The 15,180-nt window shown below is 69.8% G+C and carries 15 protein-coding genes; 9 read left to right on the top strand and 6 right to left on the bottom strand.

The features are described 5' to 3' along the window. Positions 1 to 74 precede the first annotated feature (74 nt). Positions 75 to 566, top strand: coding sequence for a MarR family winged helix-turn-helix transcriptional regulator (locus ACKTSN_RS12280; protein ID WP_409469160.1), 492 nt, complete (start codon positions 75 to 77; stop codon positions 564 to 566). Positions 567 to 741: 175 nt separating this feature from the next. On the opposite strand, the gene ACKTSN_RS12275 is transcribed toward ACKTSN_RS12280, so the two are convergent. Continuing rightward, the gene (locus ACKTSN_RS12275) at positions 742 to 2,325 is read right to left on the bottom strand and encodes a multicopper oxidase family protein (protein ID WP_409469159.1); all 1,584 of its coding nucleotides are present in this window, start codon (positions 2,323 to 2,325) and stop codon (positions 742 to 744) included. Next, positions 2,322 to 2,738, bottom strand: a complete 417-nt coding sequence (locus ACKTSN_RS12270; RefSeq protein ID WP_409469158.1) for a hypothetical protein — start codon at positions 2,736 to 2,738, stop codon at positions 2,322 to 2,324. Before ACKTSN_RS12270 ends, ACKTSN_RS12275 begins: the two co-directional genes overlap by 4 nt. Positions 2,739 to 3,006: 268 nt before the next feature. Between ACKTSN_RS12270 and ACKTSN_RS12265 the strand changes: the two genes are divergently transcribed. The 8 genes from ACKTSN_RS12265 to ACKTSN_RS12230 all read left to right on the top strand — a co-directional run bounded on the left by ACKTSN_RS12265 (position 3,007) and on the right by ACKTSN_RS12230 (position 10,061). After that, positions 3,007 to 3,747: a thioesterase II family protein gene (locus tag ACKTSN_RS12265; protein ID WP_409469157.1), complete on the top strand. Its 741-nt coding sequence runs from the start codon at positions 3,007 to 3,009 to the stop codon at positions 3,745 to 3,747. Positions 3,748 to 3,934: 187 nt separating this feature from the next. Further along, a complete protein-coding gene (locus ACKTSN_RS12260; RefSeq protein WP_409469156.1) occupies positions 3,935 to 4,738 on the top strand; it encodes a methyltransferase domain-containing protein in 804 nt (267 codons plus the stop codon). After that, the gene (locus ACKTSN_RS12255; RefSeq protein WP_224736409.1) at positions 4,735 to 5,160 is read left to right on the top strand and encodes an ester cyclase; all 426 of its coding nucleotides are present in this window, start codon (positions 4,735 to 4,737) and stop codon (positions 5,158 to 5,160) included. The genes ACKTSN_RS12260 and ACKTSN_RS12255 overlap by 4 nt, the downstream gene beginning before the upstream one ends. A 16-nt stretch (positions 5,161 to 5,176) precedes the next feature. Continuing rightward, positions 5,177 to 6,850 carry an NAD(P)/FAD-dependent oxidoreductase gene (locus ACKTSN_RS12250; protein ID WP_409469155.1) on the top strand — a complete coding sequence of 558 codons (1,674 nt, stop codon included), beginning with the start codon at positions 5,177 to 5,179 and terminating at the stop codon, positions 6,848 to 6,850. Positions 6,851 to 6,869: 19 nt separating this feature from the next. Then, entirely contained in the window at positions 6,870 to 7,199 is a 330-nt protein-coding gene (locus tag ACKTSN_RS12245) for a DUF6059 family protein (RefSeq protein ID WP_409469154.1), read from the top strand. Positions 7,200 to 7,287: 88 nt separating this feature from the next. After that, on the top strand, positions 7,288 to 8,508 hold the full coding sequence (gene metK / locus ACKTSN_RS12240) for a methionine adenosyltransferase (RefSeq protein WP_409469153.1): 1,221 nt from the start codon (positions 7,288 to 7,290) through the stop codon (positions 8,506 to 8,508). A gap of 43 nt (positions 8,509 to 8,551) precedes the next feature. Further along, positions 8,552 to 8,683: a hypothetical protein gene (locus tag ACKTSN_RS12235; RefSeq protein ID WP_409469152.1), complete on the top strand. Its 132-nt coding sequence runs from the start codon at positions 8,552 to 8,554 to the stop codon at positions 8,681 to 8,683. A gap of 169 nt (positions 8,684 to 8,852) precedes the next feature. After that, complete coding sequence (locus ACKTSN_RS12230; RefSeq protein WP_409469151.1) at positions 8,853 to 10,061, top strand: acyltransferase family protein; 1,209 nt, start codon at positions 8,853 to 8,855, stop codon at positions 10,059 to 10,061. A gap of 93 nt (positions 10,062 to 10,154) precedes the next feature. On the opposite strand, the gene ACKTSN_RS12225 is transcribed toward ACKTSN_RS12230, so the two are convergent. The 4 genes from ACKTSN_RS12225 to ACKTSN_RS12210 all read right to left on the bottom strand — a co-directional run bounded on the left by ACKTSN_RS12225 (position 10,155) and on the right by ACKTSN_RS12210 (position 15,176). Further along, positions 10,155 to 10,772, bottom strand: a complete 618-nt coding sequence (locus ACKTSN_RS12225) for a response regulator (protein ID WP_240797811.1) — start codon at positions 10,770 to 10,772, stop codon at positions 10,155 to 10,157. A gap of 65 nt (positions 10,773 to 10,837) precedes the next feature. Next, positions 10,838 to 12,154 carry a sensor histidine kinase gene (locus ACKTSN_RS12220; RefSeq protein WP_409469150.1) on the bottom strand — a complete coding sequence of 439 codons (1,317 nt, stop codon included), beginning with the start codon at positions 12,152 to 12,154 and terminating at the stop codon, positions 10,838 to 10,840. 68 nt (positions 12,155 to 12,222) lie between these two features. Further along, a complete protein-coding gene (locus ACKTSN_RS12215; protein ID WP_409469149.1) occupies positions 12,223 to 14,313 on the bottom strand; it encodes an MMPL family transporter in 2,091 nt (696 codons plus the stop codon). A gap of 314 nt (positions 14,314 to 14,627) precedes the next feature. Further along, positions 14,628 to 15,176, bottom strand: coding sequence for a hypothetical protein (locus ACKTSN_RS12210; RefSeq protein ID WP_409469148.1), 549 nt, complete (start codon positions 15,174 to 15,176; stop codon positions 14,628 to 14,630). Positions 15,177 to 15,180: the final 4 nt, after the last annotated feature.

Raw genomic sequence — 15,180 nt, 5'->3', positions numbered from 1 at the left:
AGTACCCTAACGAATTAATTGATTCATGGTCAACCTGCTTTTGCTCGCCGGAAGGACGGCGGGGGATACTCACGGTGAGCAAGGGACGAGCGGAGGCGCGGGTGCCGCGGCACGACACGAATGGGGCGGACGCCGGTCCGATGTGGCTGCGTAGCAGCATCGCCCCCAAACTACGACTGGTCGCGAAGGAGTCGCGCGCGTTCTTCGAGGCGGAGCTCGGCAGATCCGGCGTCACCTTCGCCACCTGGACCGTGCTGGCCACCTTGAAGCTCGAGGGGCCGATGATCCAGCGCAGACTCGCCGAGTACCTGAGCATCGAGGGACCGACGCTCACACGCCATCTGGAGACGATGGAGCGCCGGGGAATCGTGCTGCGGACGCGGAGCGGTGCCGACCGCAGGGCGGTCACGGTCGAGCTCACCCCGGAGGGCGACGCGATGTACTCGAAGATCGAGTCCATCGCCCTGCGCAGCCATGAGCGGATGCTGGAGGGAATCAGCGACAGCGAGATCGCGCAGCTGAGCCGGCTACTGGAGAAGATCCTCGCCAACGTCACGACGGAATGAGCCGTAGGGGCCGAGTGGGCCGGTGCTGCTGTCATGCGTTCGCCTCACTCCGCCGGGTCCGCTCACCGCTGTCCCCACCCATCTCAGGGGAGTCGGATGAAGCGGCCGTCAAGCAGACGAAAAAGGGCCGGCTGTCTCCCCCCGACGGGGAGGCAGCCGGCCGCTCGGCGGGGCCCTACTCGGTGATGAAGTCACCCATCATGGCCATGTCCTCGTGCTCCAGGTTGTGGCAGTGGAGCATGAAGGGGCCCGCGTAGTCCGTGAAGCGGACGACCACTTCGACGGCCTCGGCCGGACGCAGGTCCACGGTGTCCTTCCAGCCGTGGTCGAACGCTCCGGGATCCCGGTTGTTGCGCGAGACCACCTGGAAGTGGTCCAGGTGGAGATGGATCGGGTGGTGGAAGTTCGTGGTGAACCGCCACACTTCGGTCTGTCCCAGCTTGGGCCGGGCCAGCGCCCGACCGGGCTGGTACTCCAGGTCGTTGATGGTCCAGCCCTCGGCCGAGCCGCGGAAGTGGAAGTCCCGGGTGACCGAGGCTCGGCCCGGATCCAGCGAGACCACCTCGCTCAGCTTCTCGGGCACCGTCGTGTCGTCCGCGGGCGACCCCGACCCCACGTCGAAGCGCATGACCTCGGCGGTCGTGCCGTCTCCGAAGCGGTTCAGCAGGCGCACCTTGGTGCCCGGCCGGTACCGGGAGAAATCGACGACGACGTCGAAGCGCTCGGCGGGGGCGATCTCCAGGGAGTCGTGACGGCGGGGGCCGGCCAGCAGCCCGCCGTCGCTGCCGATCTGGACGAAGGCGTCGCCGCCCTCCGGCTGCGGGTCCAACTCCAGTTTGTACAAACGGGCGTTGGACGCGTTGAGGAACCGCAGTCGATAGCGGAGCCGCTCCACCTCGTGCACCGGCCAGGGCGCACCGTTGACCAGCACCACGTCACCCAGCACGCCGTTCATATAGGCATCGGTGACGCCCGGAGTGTGGAACTCCGGATCCACCAGGGGATAACGGAACGATCCGTCCTCCGCAAAGGACCGGTCCGTGATCATCAGTGGAATGTCACGATCGCCGCCCGGCAGTGGCAGCCGCTCCTCCTCGTCGTCGTGGACGAGATGGAACCCGGCCAGGCCCATCCACACGCTCGCCCGGGTGTACCCCATGCGGTGATCGTGGTACCAGAGCGTCGCGGCGCGCTGCTTGAGCGGATAGGTGTAGCTCCGCACGCCCTCGGCCAGGTCCATCGTCCCGTGGTCCATGGACATGCCGTGCTTGCCGCCGGCCATGTCCTGGGCCGCACGATGGGCGTCGTAGGAGCCGTTCGCGGGGAGGATCAGCGAGGTCGGATAGCCGTCACTCGCCGCCGGGGTGTGTCCGCCGTGCAGGTGCACGACTACCGGCTGGTCCAGCTCGTTGCGGTGCCGGACCACGGTGCGCCGCCCGGAGCGGGAGACGATGGTCGGCCCTGGGAACGTACCGCCGTACGTCCAGGCCTTCGTCCGCAGACCTGGCAGGATCTCCAACTCGGCCACGCGCTGGGTGATGTCGTACGAGTCCGTGGTGCCGCTGGTGGAGGCGGGCTCCAGCACCGGCGGTACGGGCAGGGGGACCTGGTAGGGCTCGGGCAGTTTCGCCGTGCTGCTCAGCAGTTCGCCGGGCTTGCCCTCGCTGAAGTAGGAGCGCAGCAGCGGCCATCCCGCCAGCGTCACGGCTCCCACGCCGAGAACGGCGCCGCCCGTGCCCAGGAAGGTGCGGCGCCTCACGAGACCAGCTCCGACTCACGCTTCGGCGTGCCGGAGGGGTTTCCGGGCGGCAGTGGTGTGGTCATCACGCGCTGGGAGAGGACGGCGACGGCGGCGACGATGATCACGCCGAGCAGCACATGCGCGGCCACGCTGCGGTTCAGGCCGAGCGCCATCTGGCCGATGAGCGCGAGCAGCAGCACGACCGAAGTGCCGAGGATCGACGAGGGTCCGCCCGCCCGGCGCACCAGGAAGGCGGCCACAGCCATCAGCAGGGCCACCACCACGATCCCGCGGGCCAGTACGCCGTGCATCTGCAGCATGTCGAAATGCCCGCCGAGGAAGCCACCGGCCAGGGCGACTTGGGCGATGAGGAGCACGGACTGGAGCAATGCTGCTATGCGTAGGCAGAGGAGGGAACGACGTAAGGACATACGAATACCCCGTGTTGTGGATTACGGCACTTGTGACATGCGGAAGTGCACACAGTCGTAGGACTCGGTAATCAAACCGTCTGGCTGCCCAGGGGCGCAAGCCCGTCCTGTCGAGTGTGCGGTGAAGAGGAGATTAAGCGCGCTGTCAGTTCTGGTTTAAGCCGGCGATTCCCTTGTTTCCCCCACTTGTTGTGCTGCCTACGCTCGTGCCCGGCACTGCATCCGATGAAAGAGGCGGCTGCCGCCTCATGTGCTGGAGGGCGTTGCGATGCTGACGCACACAGAAACACCTTGGATACGGCGGCTGGTCGCGGCCCCGGACAGCTCGGTCCGCGTGGTGTGCTTTCCGCACGCGGGCGGGTCCGCCAGTTACTTCCGCCCCCTGGCGATCGAGCTCGCCCCGCATGCCGAGACCCTCGCGGTTCAGTATCCCGGACGTCAAGAGCGGCGTGCGGAACCGCCGTTGGAAAGCATCGTGGAGCTCGCCGATGCGGCGTTCGAGGCCCTGCGACCTGCGGTGGAGGGGCCCTTCGTGTTCTTCGGGCACAGTCTCGGTGCCCTCGTCGCCTTCGAGGTGGCCCTGCGTTTCCAGCAGGTTTCCGCTCCCGGTCCCAGGCGTTTGTTCGCATCAGCGGTTTCCGCGCCGTCGGTTTTCAGACAGCCGACGGCGCATTTCGGTGATGACGATGCACTCGTCGCCGAATTGTGCAGACTCGGCGGCACCGATCCCGCCCGCCTGTCCGCGGCGCAGATCCGCGCGATGTCACTGCCCGCCGTGCGGGCCGATTACCGGGCGGTGGAGAAGTACCGGCCGGCTCCGGACGCGCGGGTGACCTGCCCGATAACCGCGCTGGTCGGCACGCACGATCCGATCGTCTCGCTCCGGGACTCCGCGGCATGGCGGGCCCACACCACGGCCAAGGGCGAGCTGCGCGTCTTCGAGGGCGGGCACTTCTATCTCGACCACATGGTGCGGGACGTGGCCGCGACCGTCCTGAACGCGTGGTGAAAACCGTGTGAAACCGGCTGGTCGCCCGGCGATTCACGGCAGGCCGTCACCGTGCTTTCGCGGTGCTTTATCGGCCGTCCGTACCGTCGAAGCGTCATCGGTCCCGTGATCTTGCGCGGACGGTGACGTCCGGCAGATCCCGCCCGTCCGGCGGGTGAATTCACGACTCATCACTGGGAGCCGATCGATGACTACCGGAACGGGCCAGGTCAAGCCGGCCGACGTATGGCGTGAGGCTGACGACGCGAAGAAGTTCCTCGACCAGGCCGCGATCGTGCTGGCGTCCGTCAAGAGGGAACTCGACGACATGCTGCGCGTGACCACCGGCAGCCATGTCCTGGACGTCGGCTGCGGCACCGGCGCCGATGTGCGGGCGATCGCGCGGCGGGTCGGCCCCGGCGGCAGGGTCGTGGGGATCGACTCCAGCGAGCAGCTGATCGCGCAGGCGACGCCGGCCGGCCCCGGGGCCGCCGAGGTCGAGTTCCTGCACGGCGAGGCGGGTTCGCTGCCGTTCGCCGCCGACACCTTCGACGCCGCTCGCGCGGAGCGCGTCATCGAGCACGTGCCCGACCCCGCGGCGGCCGTCGCCGAGATGCTCCGGGTGGTCAAGCCCGGCGGGCAGGTGCTGATCACCGACCCCGACCACGGACTGTGGGCACCGGACCTGACGGACCGTGACCTGACCCGGCGGATCATGACCTGGTGGGGCGAGCATGTGCCCAACGCCTGGGTGGCGCGCCAGCTGCGCAGGCTGCTCATCGAGGCGGGCGCCGTCGACGTCACCGTCAAGCTCCTGCCCGTGGCGCTGACCAGCCTGGCCGCCGCCGACGCCCTGACCTGGGTGGGCAAGGCCGCCGCGGCCGCCGCCGCGCAGGGCATCGCCGAGGAGACCCGGGCCCTGGGCTGGGGCGAGGAGATCCAGCGCCGTGACGCCCAGGGCACCTTCCTGATGCTCGGCACCTTCGTCGTCGTTTCCGGGACCAAGAAGTGACCGGCGCCACCGCGGCACCGGAGCACGCGCGGCTCGCCGAGTTCTGGTTCGCCAAGGGCTGGGCCGAGGGCGATGTGAGCGTCGCCGGGGAGGTCTTCGCGGACGACTTCGTACTGAACGGCAGGAAGGTCGGCCCGGACGGGCCCCGCCGGAGCGTGCGTGCGGTGCACAGCGCGTTCTCCGACATCGGCGTCACCTTGGACCTGGTCCTGACGGACGGCAGCCATGTCGTGACGCACTACACCACGACCGCCCGGCACACCGGTGTGTACCGGGGGGTTCCCGCCTCGGGACGGTGGATCAAGGTCTCCGGGATCGTCATCTGGGAGATCCGCGACGGCAAGGTCGTGCGGGACTGGAATGTCTTCGACACCGGCGAAGTCGTCGCGCAGATCACCGCCCCGGCCGCTGACGGCAAGTGAGGAAGAGGAGACCGACATGACGCGATCCGGCGCGGTCGAGTACGACTACGACGTCATCATCCTGGGCGCGGGCAGCGCCGGCACGGTCCTCGGCGCCATCCTGGCGCGCCAGGACGTCCGGGTGCTGCTCATCGACGCCGCGGTGCATCCGAAGTTCGCCGTGGGGGAGTCCACGACTCTGTACACCCTGAAGGGGTACCGGCAGCTCGCCGAGCGCTACGGCATTCCGGAGCTGGAGTACCTGACGTCGTACGAAGGGGGCCTGCACAACATCGGCCCGACGTCCGGGGTCAAGAAGCACTTCGGCTTCATGCTGCACAAGGAGGGCGAGGAGCCCGACCCCCTGGAGGTCAACCAGTTCAGCCCGCCCTCCAAGGCGCTGCAGACCGGGCACCTGTTCCGGCAGGACACCGACGCCTTCCTCTTCCACACCGCGATCAAGTACGGCTGTGCCGTACGACAGGGCTTCCGGGTCGCCGACCTGGAGCTGGGCGAGGACCAGGTCGCCGTGGCCGACGCGGCGGGGGAGCGCTTCACCGCCCGCTACCTCGTGGACGGCAGCGGCTTCCGCTCGCCGGTGGCCGACAAGCTCGGGCTGCGGGAGGGACCGGACGCCCTCAAGCACCACTCGCGGTCCCTGTTCACGCACATGATCGGGGTGAAGCCGACCGACGACGTCCTGCGGATGGAGCCGGAGGACCTGCCGCCGATCCCCTGGGTGCAGGGCACCATGCACCACATGTTCGAGCGGGGCTGGATCTGGTCCATCCCGTTCAACAACGAGCCCAGGTCGAAGAACCCGCTGGTGAGCGTCGGCCTGACCTACGACGAGCGGCTCTATCCGAAGCAGGAGGGGGTGACCCCCGAGGACGAGTTCCGCACCTTCGTCAAGCGGTTCCCCGCGGTCGAGCGGATCTTCGCCGACGCGGTGACGGTCCGCCCCTGGGTCTCGACCGGCCGGCTGCAGTACACCTCGAAGGAAACCGTCGGGCACCGCTGGTGCCTCATGTCGCACGCCGCGGGCTTCCTCGACCCGCTCTACTCGCGCGGCCTGACCAACACCACGGAGATCATCAACTCCTTCGCCTGGCGTCTGCTGGACGCCCTGCGCGAGGACGACTTCGACGTGGAGCGGTTCCGCTACGTCGACACCCTGCAGAAGGGTCTCATCCGCTACAACGACCAGCTGGTCAACGCTTCGTTCATCGCGTTCTCCGACTACGAGCTGTGGAACGCGGTCTACCGCGTGTGGGCGGCCGCCGAGGTGCCGATCAACCTCCGCTTCGACCGGTTCATCGAGCGCTACCGCAAGACGCGGGACGACCGTGTCTTCCGGGAGATGGAGGACGTGCCCTACCCGGGCCTGCTGCTTCCCGACCAGCCCGAGTACAAGGCGGTCTTCGATCAGATGGTCACCCTGTGCGACGCCGTCGACCGGGGTGAACTCCCCGCCGCCGTCGCCGGCCGACGGCTCATGGCGGCCATCGAGAACTCGCCCGGCATCCTGCGCGGCATCGGCATCGAGGACAAGAACCGCCGGTTCATGTTCCCGGGCATTCCGGAGCTGAAGGCCATGTCCGCATGGCTGCTCGACGAGGCTCCCGAGGAGATGCGCTACCTCGCCCCCATGGAGTCGACGGCCGGCGCGAGCGGCGCGTCCGCCCCGCGCGAAGTGATCATCCCGGAATAGGCGGGGGAGCGGGCGCGTCATGCCGGACAGAGAGCGCGAAGCGGACGGGGAGAGCCCGTCCGGCGGTCCCGGCGAGGACAAAGGGGAGAGCCAGGGGTACTTCGCAGCCCTGTCCCGAGGAGTCGTCGTCTGCGGGACGTGGTTCCTGACCACCGTGTACGAGGGGCTCAAGGCCGCGGGTCTGATGTGGGTGCACCCGCCGCCGCCCGAAATCTCCGCCGCGCAGCCGGAGTCGCCGGCACCACTGCTCGACGCCCCGCCCGACGGGCATCCGGAGCGGCTGAGCAGCCATGTGCCGCTGTCCCCCGACGAGATCGACATCTGGGCGCGTTTCTACACCGACCCCTGATCAGCGCCCCGGCGGCCCGTGCCGCCGGGGCCACCACCCTTCCCTCGTACCCCCTCGCACCCCCTCACACTTCGCAACGGAGCACACGATGGCCAAGCGGCTGTTCACCTCGGAGTCGGTGACCGAAGGTCACCCGGACAAAATCGCCGACCAGATCAGTGACGGGATCCTCGACGCGCTGCTCAGCCGGGACCCGACCGCGCGTGTCGCGGTGGAGACGCTGATCACCACGGGCCAGGTCCATGTCGCCGGTGAGGTCACCACCTCGGCGTACGCGGACATCGCCGCGCTGGTGCGGCAGACCGTGCTGGAGATCGGCTACGACTCGTCGGCCAAGGGGTTCGACGGCGCGTCCTGCGGGGTCTCGGTGTCGATAGGAGGCCAGTCGCCGGACATCGCGCAGGGGGTGGACACGGCCTACGAGACACGAGTGCAGGACCCCGGCGCGGGCGACGACGAGGCACTCGACCGGCAGGGCGCCGGCGACCAGGGCCTGATGTTCGGCTACGCAAGCGACGAGACGCCGAGCCTGATGCCCGTGCCGATCGAGCTGGCGCACCGGCTGTCCCGCAGGCTGACCCAGGTGCGCAAGGACGGCACCGTCCCCTATCTCAGGCCCGACGGCAAGACGCAGGTCACCATCGAGTACGACGGCGACCGCGCCGTACGTCTGGACACCGTCGTCGTCTCCACGCAGCACGCCGCGGACATCGACCTGGACACGCTGCTGACGCCCGATGTCCGTCAGCATGTCGTCGAGCCGGTGCTGTCCCAACTGGCCGAGCAGGGAATCAAGTTGGAGACCGACTCCTACCGTCTCCTGGTCAACCCGACCGGACGGTTCGAGATCGGCGGCCCGATGGGCGACGCCGGCCTGACCGGCCGGAAGATCATCATCGACACGTACGGCGGCATGGCCCGCCACGGCGGCGGCGCCTTCTCGGGCAAGGACCCGTCGAAGGTGGACCGGAGCGCGGCGTACGCGATGCGCTGGGTCGCCAAGAACGTGGTCGCCGCCGGACTCGCGCGACGCTGCGAGGTGCAGGTCGCGTACGCCATCGGCAAGGCCAGGCCCGTGGGTCTGTTCGTCGAGACCTTCGGTACCGAGACGGTCCCGGTGGAGCGCATCCAGCAGGCGGTCACGGAGGTCTTCGACCTGCGCCCGGCCGCCATCGTCCGGGACCTCGACCTGCTGCGTCCGATCTACGCGCAGACGGCCGCCTACGGCCACTTCGGCCGTGAGCTGCCCGACTTCACCTGGGAGCGGGCCGACCGCGCCGCCGCCCTGCGCGAGGCGGCGACGAAGTAACGAGGCCTGCCTGTTCGGAGCCGCACGATCTTCAGGAGGAGTGATGAACGAGGAGCAGGAGGAACAACTGCTGGACCGTGAAGAGGTGCGGGAAGAGCTGTTGGTGCCCGTGCTGGGGCTCGCCGGCGTGGAGGAGGAGCCGATCGAGCCCCATATCGTCCGCGGTATCGACTGAGCCGAACCGGCCACATCTCCACCCCACCATGCCCAGCGCAGTCCCGCGGCCCGGCCGCGCGACTGCGCTGGGCGCGTTGGCGGGATGCGTGGTTTGCCCTGGATTGATGGGGGCTTTGCCGCCTGCTGGGACCGTCTATGGGTCGACCCGAGACTTCAGTGAGGCGAAAATGACCAAGCCCGGCAACGAAGAACTGCAGCCACCGCCACTGCGGAACGTCCGTTCCCTCACCGGTCTGCGGTTCCTGATGTCGATGACCGTGTTCATCTCCCATCTGGCGGTGCTGATGCCCGTTCCGCACGTCAACGACGTGCTCGGGCTCGCAGGTTCCGGCGGCACCTTCTTCCTGGTGCTGTCCGGGTTCGCGCTGACCTGGAGCTTCCGGGGCAACGACCGGCTGGGGTGGTTCCTCGGCCGTCGCATGGCGCGGATCTGGCCCACGTTGGTGATCGCGCTCGCGCTGCCCCTCGGTTTCGCGCTCGCCGACCCCGCCACCGACGCCGCGCACATGATCGGCGCCGCCGTGGCCGCGCTGTTCTTCGTGCAGGCGTGGATACCGCCAGTCGTGCTCGAGTCGACCAACCCCGTGACGTGGATGCTGTCGTGCGTCGTGTTCTTCTACGCGATCTTCCTGTGGGTGGGCCGGTTCGCGCTGCGGCGCACCCCCCGGCAGCTGCTGTGGCTGGCCGGCCTGACGCTGGTCTACGGCTGGGTGATCAGGATCGCCCTGTGGGCCGCCTACCCGCCCGGCGAGCCGCTCGCCCTGGAGGACGCGAGTGGTCTGACCTTCGGCATCTACTCCCCGCTGGGCCGTATCCACGAGTTCCTGTGCGGTGTCTGGATGGCGGCGGCGATGCGGCGGGGCCTGAAGTTCCGCTTTTCGGTCGGCCAGGTGTACGCGGCCATGGCGGTCGTGCTCGGCGTGATGCTGGCGATGAGCGGCACCTCGGTGCGCAGCGAGGTGCCGCACGACCCGCTGGACCTCGTCATGGCACCGATGTACGCCCTTCTGCTGGCCGCCTACACGCAGCGCGAAGTGGACGGCCACGGCTCGCTGTTCAGCAGGCCCGCCCTGGTGGCGCTCGGCAAGACGTCCATGGGCGTCTACCTGTTCCACTTCACGGTGCTCTTCACGGTCGCGGCGATGGTCTACCCCGACAAGGAGATGGTGGACTTCTTCCTCGACCCCGTCACACCGGTCAACGCCCACTGGCTGTGGGGCGCCGTCAGCCTCGCGGTCTCGCTCCTGGTGGGCTGGCTCGTGCACCGCTTCTACGAGGATCCGATCGAGCGCAGGCTACGGGCCTGGCTCGCCACCCGCGCCGAAAAGCGCAGGTCCGCCGAGGTACCCGCGGAGAAGGGCGAGCTGGTGAGCTGAGCTGTCGACGCAGAACGCCTCCGGCCGCCGCCCGCCGAACTCGCGGGCAGCGGCCGGAGGCGTGCAGCACGGCCGGCGCGTGGAGCGGCGTCGTCAGTCCGCGCCCGGGGTGATCAGGCCGGACTCGTAGGCCACGATCACCAGTTGGGCCCGGTCACGCGCGCCGAGCTTGCCCATGATGCGACTGACCTGGGTCTTCGTGGTCAGCGGGCTCACGCCCAGGGCGTCGGCGATCTCCTTGTTGTTGAGGCCGCGTGCCACCAGGGTCAGCACCTGGCGCTCCCGGGCGGTCAGCATCGTCAGACCGGCGACGGGGGCGGAGCGCGGTGCCGCGTCGGGGGCGCGCAGCACCTGGGCGATGAGCCGGGCGGTCGGGCCCGGGGAGAGCAGGGCGTCTCCGGCGGCCACCGTCCGGATGGCCTCCAGCAGTTCGGCGGGCTTGGTGTCCTTGACGAGGAACCCGGAGGCGCCGGCGCGCAGCGCCTCGATGATGTGGTGGTCGGTGTCGAACGTCGTCAGCGTCAGCACCTTCACGCCGGCCAGGTCCTCGTCGGCGGCCAGCAGCCGGGTCGCCTCGATCCCGTCGAGGTCCGGCATGCGGATGTCCATGACGACGAGGTCGGCCCGGGTGGAGCGGGCCAGTTCCACGGCCTCGTGGCCGGTGCCGGCCTGGCCGACGACCTCCATGTCCGGGGCCGAGTCGACCAGCATGGCGAAGGCGGCCCGTACGAGCGTCTGGTCGTCGGCGAGCAGGACACGGATGGGAGCGGTCTCGGTCACTGGGCACCGCCACCGGACGGATCGAGGCGAAGGGGTCTGCCGAACGCGGCCGTCACGGACGGGCGTGCGGAGGCCGCCGCCCGGGCGCCGGCCGGGGTTGGCTCGGTCGGCTCGGCGGACGCGGCGGACAGCGGAGAGGTGGTGAAGGGCAGCACGGCCCGCACCTCGAAACCGTCGTCCCGGCGCGGCCCGGCCTCCAGCGTGCCGCCCACGCTGCGGGCCTGTTCCCGCATGCCCACGAGGCCGAAGCCGGGCGGATGCGCCGAGGGCACGACGGGTGCGGTGCCGCGGTTGGTGACCGACACGTGCAGGGACCCGGTCCGCTCGCGCACGGTGAGGCGGATCGCAGGGTTCGGGCCGCCGTGCCGTACCGCGTTGGTCAGGGCCTCCTGCACGATGCGGTAGGCGGCCGCGCCGACGGCGGCCGGCGGTTCCGTCTCGGCGACGTCCAGGCGCACCGTGGCTCCCGCGGCGCGGGCCGTGGCGACCAGGTCCGACAGGGCGTCGAGGCCGGGCAGCGGGCCGCGCGTGTCGTCCGGTCCCGACCTGAGGACCTGCAGGGTGGCGCGGAGTTCGACCCGCGCGGCACGGCACGCCTCGGCGATGTCCTCGAGCGCCTGGGCGACGGCCGCACGGTCCAGGCGATCGGGATCCTGCTCCAGCACGTGCGCGGTGACGGAGGTGCGCACACCGACGAGCGTGATGCTGTGCGCCAGCAGATCGTGCAGGTCGCGGGCGATCCGCAGCCGCTCCTCGATGACCCGGCGGCGGACCTCCTCCTCGCGGCTGCGTTCGGCGCGTTCGGCCCGTTCGAGGACGGCGGCGACGTGTTGGCGGTGGTAGCGGATGCAGATGCCGAGGACGAGGAAGGCGATGATCCACCCGGAGACGCGCAGCGCGGCGGTGCCCTCGTTGAGGCCCTGCGCGAACTTCACCGCGAGCATCAGTCCGACCACCCCGGCTCCGGCGAGCGCGGAGCGCAGGACGGGACCCGTGGAGGCGATGGTGTACAGGGCGGCCATCGAGGCGGCCATCAGCGCCCCGTGGTCGTAGTCGAGGGCGTGGTAGGGCACCAGAAAGGCCGTCAGGGCAAGGAACGAGCGGATCGGCGCCGTACGCCGCCACACCATCGGGATGTGCGCCGCCAACAGCAGCAGCCAGCCGAAGGCGTCGGGCGCACGGCCGCTGGTCCCGCCGATCTGCGTGACGACCACGGCGCTTGCGGCCATCGCCGCCGCGAGCAGACCGTCGTCGACCATGACCCGGCGGTTGCCGGGCACAGCCCTGCCCAACCGCCGTAACGTGTCACTCACATTCACACCGCCATCCTCTGTCGAAGGGGCGCCCCTCTGAAAGAGGGACGCCCCCGGTCGGCGAACCGTCACGCGGTGGGGGACAGTTCCCGCTCGACGGAACGCGCCGCCGGCCGCCGGGACAGCGGACCCGGCCACCAGACCTTCCGGCCGAGCGCGAGGCTCGCCGAGGTCACGAGGTACGTACGCACCAGGAAGGTGTCCAGCAGCACACCGACCATGATCGTGAAACCGAGCTCGACGAGCTGCACCATCGGCATGTTGGTGAGCACCGCGAACGTCGCCGCGAGCACCAGGCCCGCCGAGGCGATCACGGATCCGGTCGTCCGCAGCGCGGTCAGCGCGGCGACTGAGGGTTCGGCCCCGTCCAGGCATTCCTCGCGCATGCGGTGCATCAGGAAGATGCCGTAGTCCACCCCGAGGGCGACGAGGAACACGAAGGACAGCAGCCCCAGTCCGGGGTCGGTGCCCTCGAAGCCGAACAGCGGCTCGAAGACCAGACCCGCGATGCCCAGCGAGGCGCCCCACACCGCGACGACCGCCGCGAGCAGGATCAGCGGTGCGACCAGGCTGCGCAGCAGGGCGATCAGGATGAGCAGTACGGCGGCCAGGACGATGGGCACGACGACGACACGGTCGTGGTTGTTGGTCTCCTTCAGGTCGAGCTGCTCGGCGCTGGGGCCGCCCACGTAGGCGCCCTCGCCGTGCAGTTCGCTCCGCAGCTTCTTGATCGTCTCGGACTCGGCGGGGGTCTGCGGAACCGACTCGGTGATCACGGTGATCTCGGTCCAGCCGCCGCCGGACCGCCCGAGCTCCGCGTTCTCGACGCCCGACGTGCCACGCACCGTGCCGAGGATCGCGTCCGCCTTGTCGGTCGGCGCGGTGACGACGACGGGTTCCGTGCCGCGCTCGGGGAACGCCTCGGCGAGCGTCTTCATGGCCACCACCGAGTCCGGCGTCTCGGTGAAGGAGTCCTCCTGCTTGAGACTGCCGGGGAGGTTCAGCGTGCCCAGGGTCAGCGCACCCAGCACAACGACACCGCCGAGCAGGACCGTCACCGGTCGGCGGCCCGCGGAGCTGCCCATGGAGGCGAACAGCGAACGGCGCTCCTTGGGCTGTGAACCGTAGGCCGGCACCACCGGCCAGAACACCCGGCGGCCCAGCAGCACGAGAAGGGCGGGCAGCAGCGTCATCATCGCGACCAGCGCGCACAGCACGCCGACGGCACCGAGCGGCCCCATGCCGCGGCTGCTGCCGAGGTCGGCCGCGAGCAGGCACAGCAGACCGGCGGCGACGGTGCCGGACGAGGCGAGGACGGCGGGGCCGCAGCCGCGCAGCGCGGCCCGCATCGCGTCGTACGGGTGCACGACGCGCCGCAGTTCCTCGCGGTAGCGGGCGACGATGAGCAACGCGTAGTCGGTGCCCGCGCCGAACGCCAGGATCGTCATCACGCTGGAGCTCTGGCTGCTGATGGTCGTCCCGAACAGTTCGTGGAGGCCGTACGCGACGCCCATCGACATGAAGTCGCCGATACCGGCGACGATGAGCGGCACCAGCCACAGGAACGGGCTGCGGTAGATGAGGACGAGCAGGATCGCGACGATGGCGGCGGTGGTGTAGAGCAGCGGACCGCCCAGGGAGCCGTACACCTCGCGAGCGTCGGTGGAGATGGCGTCGGGGCCGCCGACCTTCACATCGAGTCCGTCACCGCCACGGGTGATGTCCCGCACACCGGCGACGAAGTCGTCACGGGCCTCGTCGTCCTGACCGGGCGCGGTGGTGCTGACGGGGTACATCACCGTGGTGCCGTCCTGGGACGTCACGGCCTGCGGCTCGGCGCTGAGGTCGAAGTCGCCGTCGACCTGCGCGATCTGGTCCGCCGCGGTGGTGCGGTCCACTTCGGTGAGGCCGCCGTCGCGGTGGTAGACGACGACGATCGAGGTGGCCTCACCGCCCGGCAGACTGTCCTGGATCCTGGCCACCTGCGTGGAGTCCGCGCTGGTCGGCAGATAGTCGACCGCGCGGTTCACCTGTACGTCCGAGAGCTTGCCCGAGAACGGGGCGATCAGGACCAGTAACCCGACCCACAGGCCGAGCACCGCCCAGGGCAGCGCCCGTCGTCGTTTGCCGCTCTCGCTCTGCTGCGCCGCGCTGCCCATGTGGCCAGCCTCCTTCTGGATGTCCGCCGTTCAATCAAAAGTTGTGAGCGCATCCAGGCTTCCGCAGCGAAAGGCACGCTGCGTCGCGCAGAAGGGGGAAACGGGCGGTACTCCCCGGGGCGTTCCGGGGGTGGCAATACACCCACGGGAGTACGTCGGCGAGAGTACCGGCGAAGAAAAGCAACACGCAGAAATGGCAGGGCGATTCGAGTGGCCGAGCCGAGGAATGCCGATCAATTCGCATTCCCGGAACGGCACCGAATTTCATGAGTACGTCGACGGGCGGCTCGGCGGTAATGCGTCGGAATCGTCGGTCAAGGCATCGGAGCCAGGACGCGTCGGGTTCGGCGGGCGGGCCGGCGCAGCAGGCCGACGGCGGCTCCCACGGCCAGTCCGGTGCCGGCGAGTGCGAGCGCCTTGGCGGTACGGCCCGGAGGCGCGGGGCGGGTGCCGTACCCGCCGTCCGGGGCGCCCGGCAGCGCGGAGGCCAACAGCTCCGCCAGGTGGACCGCCTCGTGGCCGGCGCTGTCGAACTCGTGGATCTGCATACGGCAGCTGAAGCCGTCGGCCAGGACGGCCGTCTCCGAGTCCGTCTCGCGCAGTCCCGGCAGCAGTACGCGTTCCGCGCACGCCCGGCTGACCTGCAGGTGACCCCACTCGAAGCCGAAGTTCCCGGCCAGCCCGCAGCACCCGGACTCCAGCCGCTCCACATCGGCCCCGGCGCGCTGCAGCAGCTCCCGGTCGGCGTCCCAGCCCAGCACCGCGTGCTGGTGACAGTGCACCTGCGCCAGCGCCCGCGCGCCCGGCACCTGAGGCGGCGCGTAGCCGGGGCTGTGCGCGGTGAGCAGCTCGGCCAGGGTCACCGTC

Origin of the sequence: Streptomyces flavusporus, from assembly GCF_046267975.1 — a bacterium.
Classification (GTDB): domain Bacteria; phylum Actinomycetota; class Actinomycetes; order Streptomycetales; family Streptomycetaceae; genus Streptomyces; species Streptomyces flavusporus.
This window is presented reverse-complemented; position numbering and strand designations above follow the sequence as displayed.

What these genes read in the sequence shown, in the direction of transcription:
- ACKTSN_RS12270 (WP_409469158.1), bottom strand. Translation starts at nt 2,738, where the DNA reads ATGTCCTTACGTCGTTCCCTCCTCTGCCTACGCATAGCAGCATTGCTC.
- ACKTSN_RS12265 (WP_409469157.1), top strand. Translation starts at nt 3,007, where the DNA reads ATGCTGACGCACACAGAAACACCTTGGATACGGCGGCTGGTCGCGGCC.
- ACKTSN_RS12260 (WP_409469156.1), top strand. Translation starts at nt 3,935, where the DNA reads ATGACTACCGGAACGGGCCAGGTCAAGCCGGCCGACGTATGGCGTGAG.
- ACKTSN_RS12250 (WP_409469155.1), top strand. Translation starts at nt 5,177, where the DNA reads ATGACGCGATCCGGCGCGGTCGAGTACGACTACGACGTCATCATCCTG.
- ACKTSN_RS12245 (WP_409469154.1), top strand. Translation starts at nt 6,870, where the DNA reads ATGCCGGACAGAGAGCGCGAAGCGGACGGGGAGAGCCCGTCCGGCGGT.
- metK (WP_409469153.1), top strand. Translation starts at nt 7,288, where the DNA reads ATGGCCAAGCGGCTGTTCACCTCGGAGTCGGTGACCGAAGGTCACCCG.
- ACKTSN_RS12235 (WP_409469152.1), top strand. Translation starts at nt 8,552, where the DNA reads ATGAACGAGGAGCAGGAGGAACAACTGCTGGACCGTGAAGAGGTGCGG.
- ACKTSN_RS12230 (WP_409469151.1), top strand. Translation starts at nt 8,853, where the DNA reads ATGACCAAGCCCGGCAACGAAGAACTGCAGCCACCGCCACTGCGGAAC.
- ACKTSN_RS12225 (WP_240797811.1), bottom strand. Translation starts at nt 10,772, where the DNA reads ATGCTGGTCGACTCGGCCCCGGACATGGAGGTCGTCGGCCAGGCCGGC.
- ACKTSN_RS12215 (WP_409469149.1), bottom strand. Translation starts at nt 14,313, where the DNA reads ATGGGCAGCGCGGCGCAGCAGAGCGAGAGCGGCAAACGACGACGGGCG.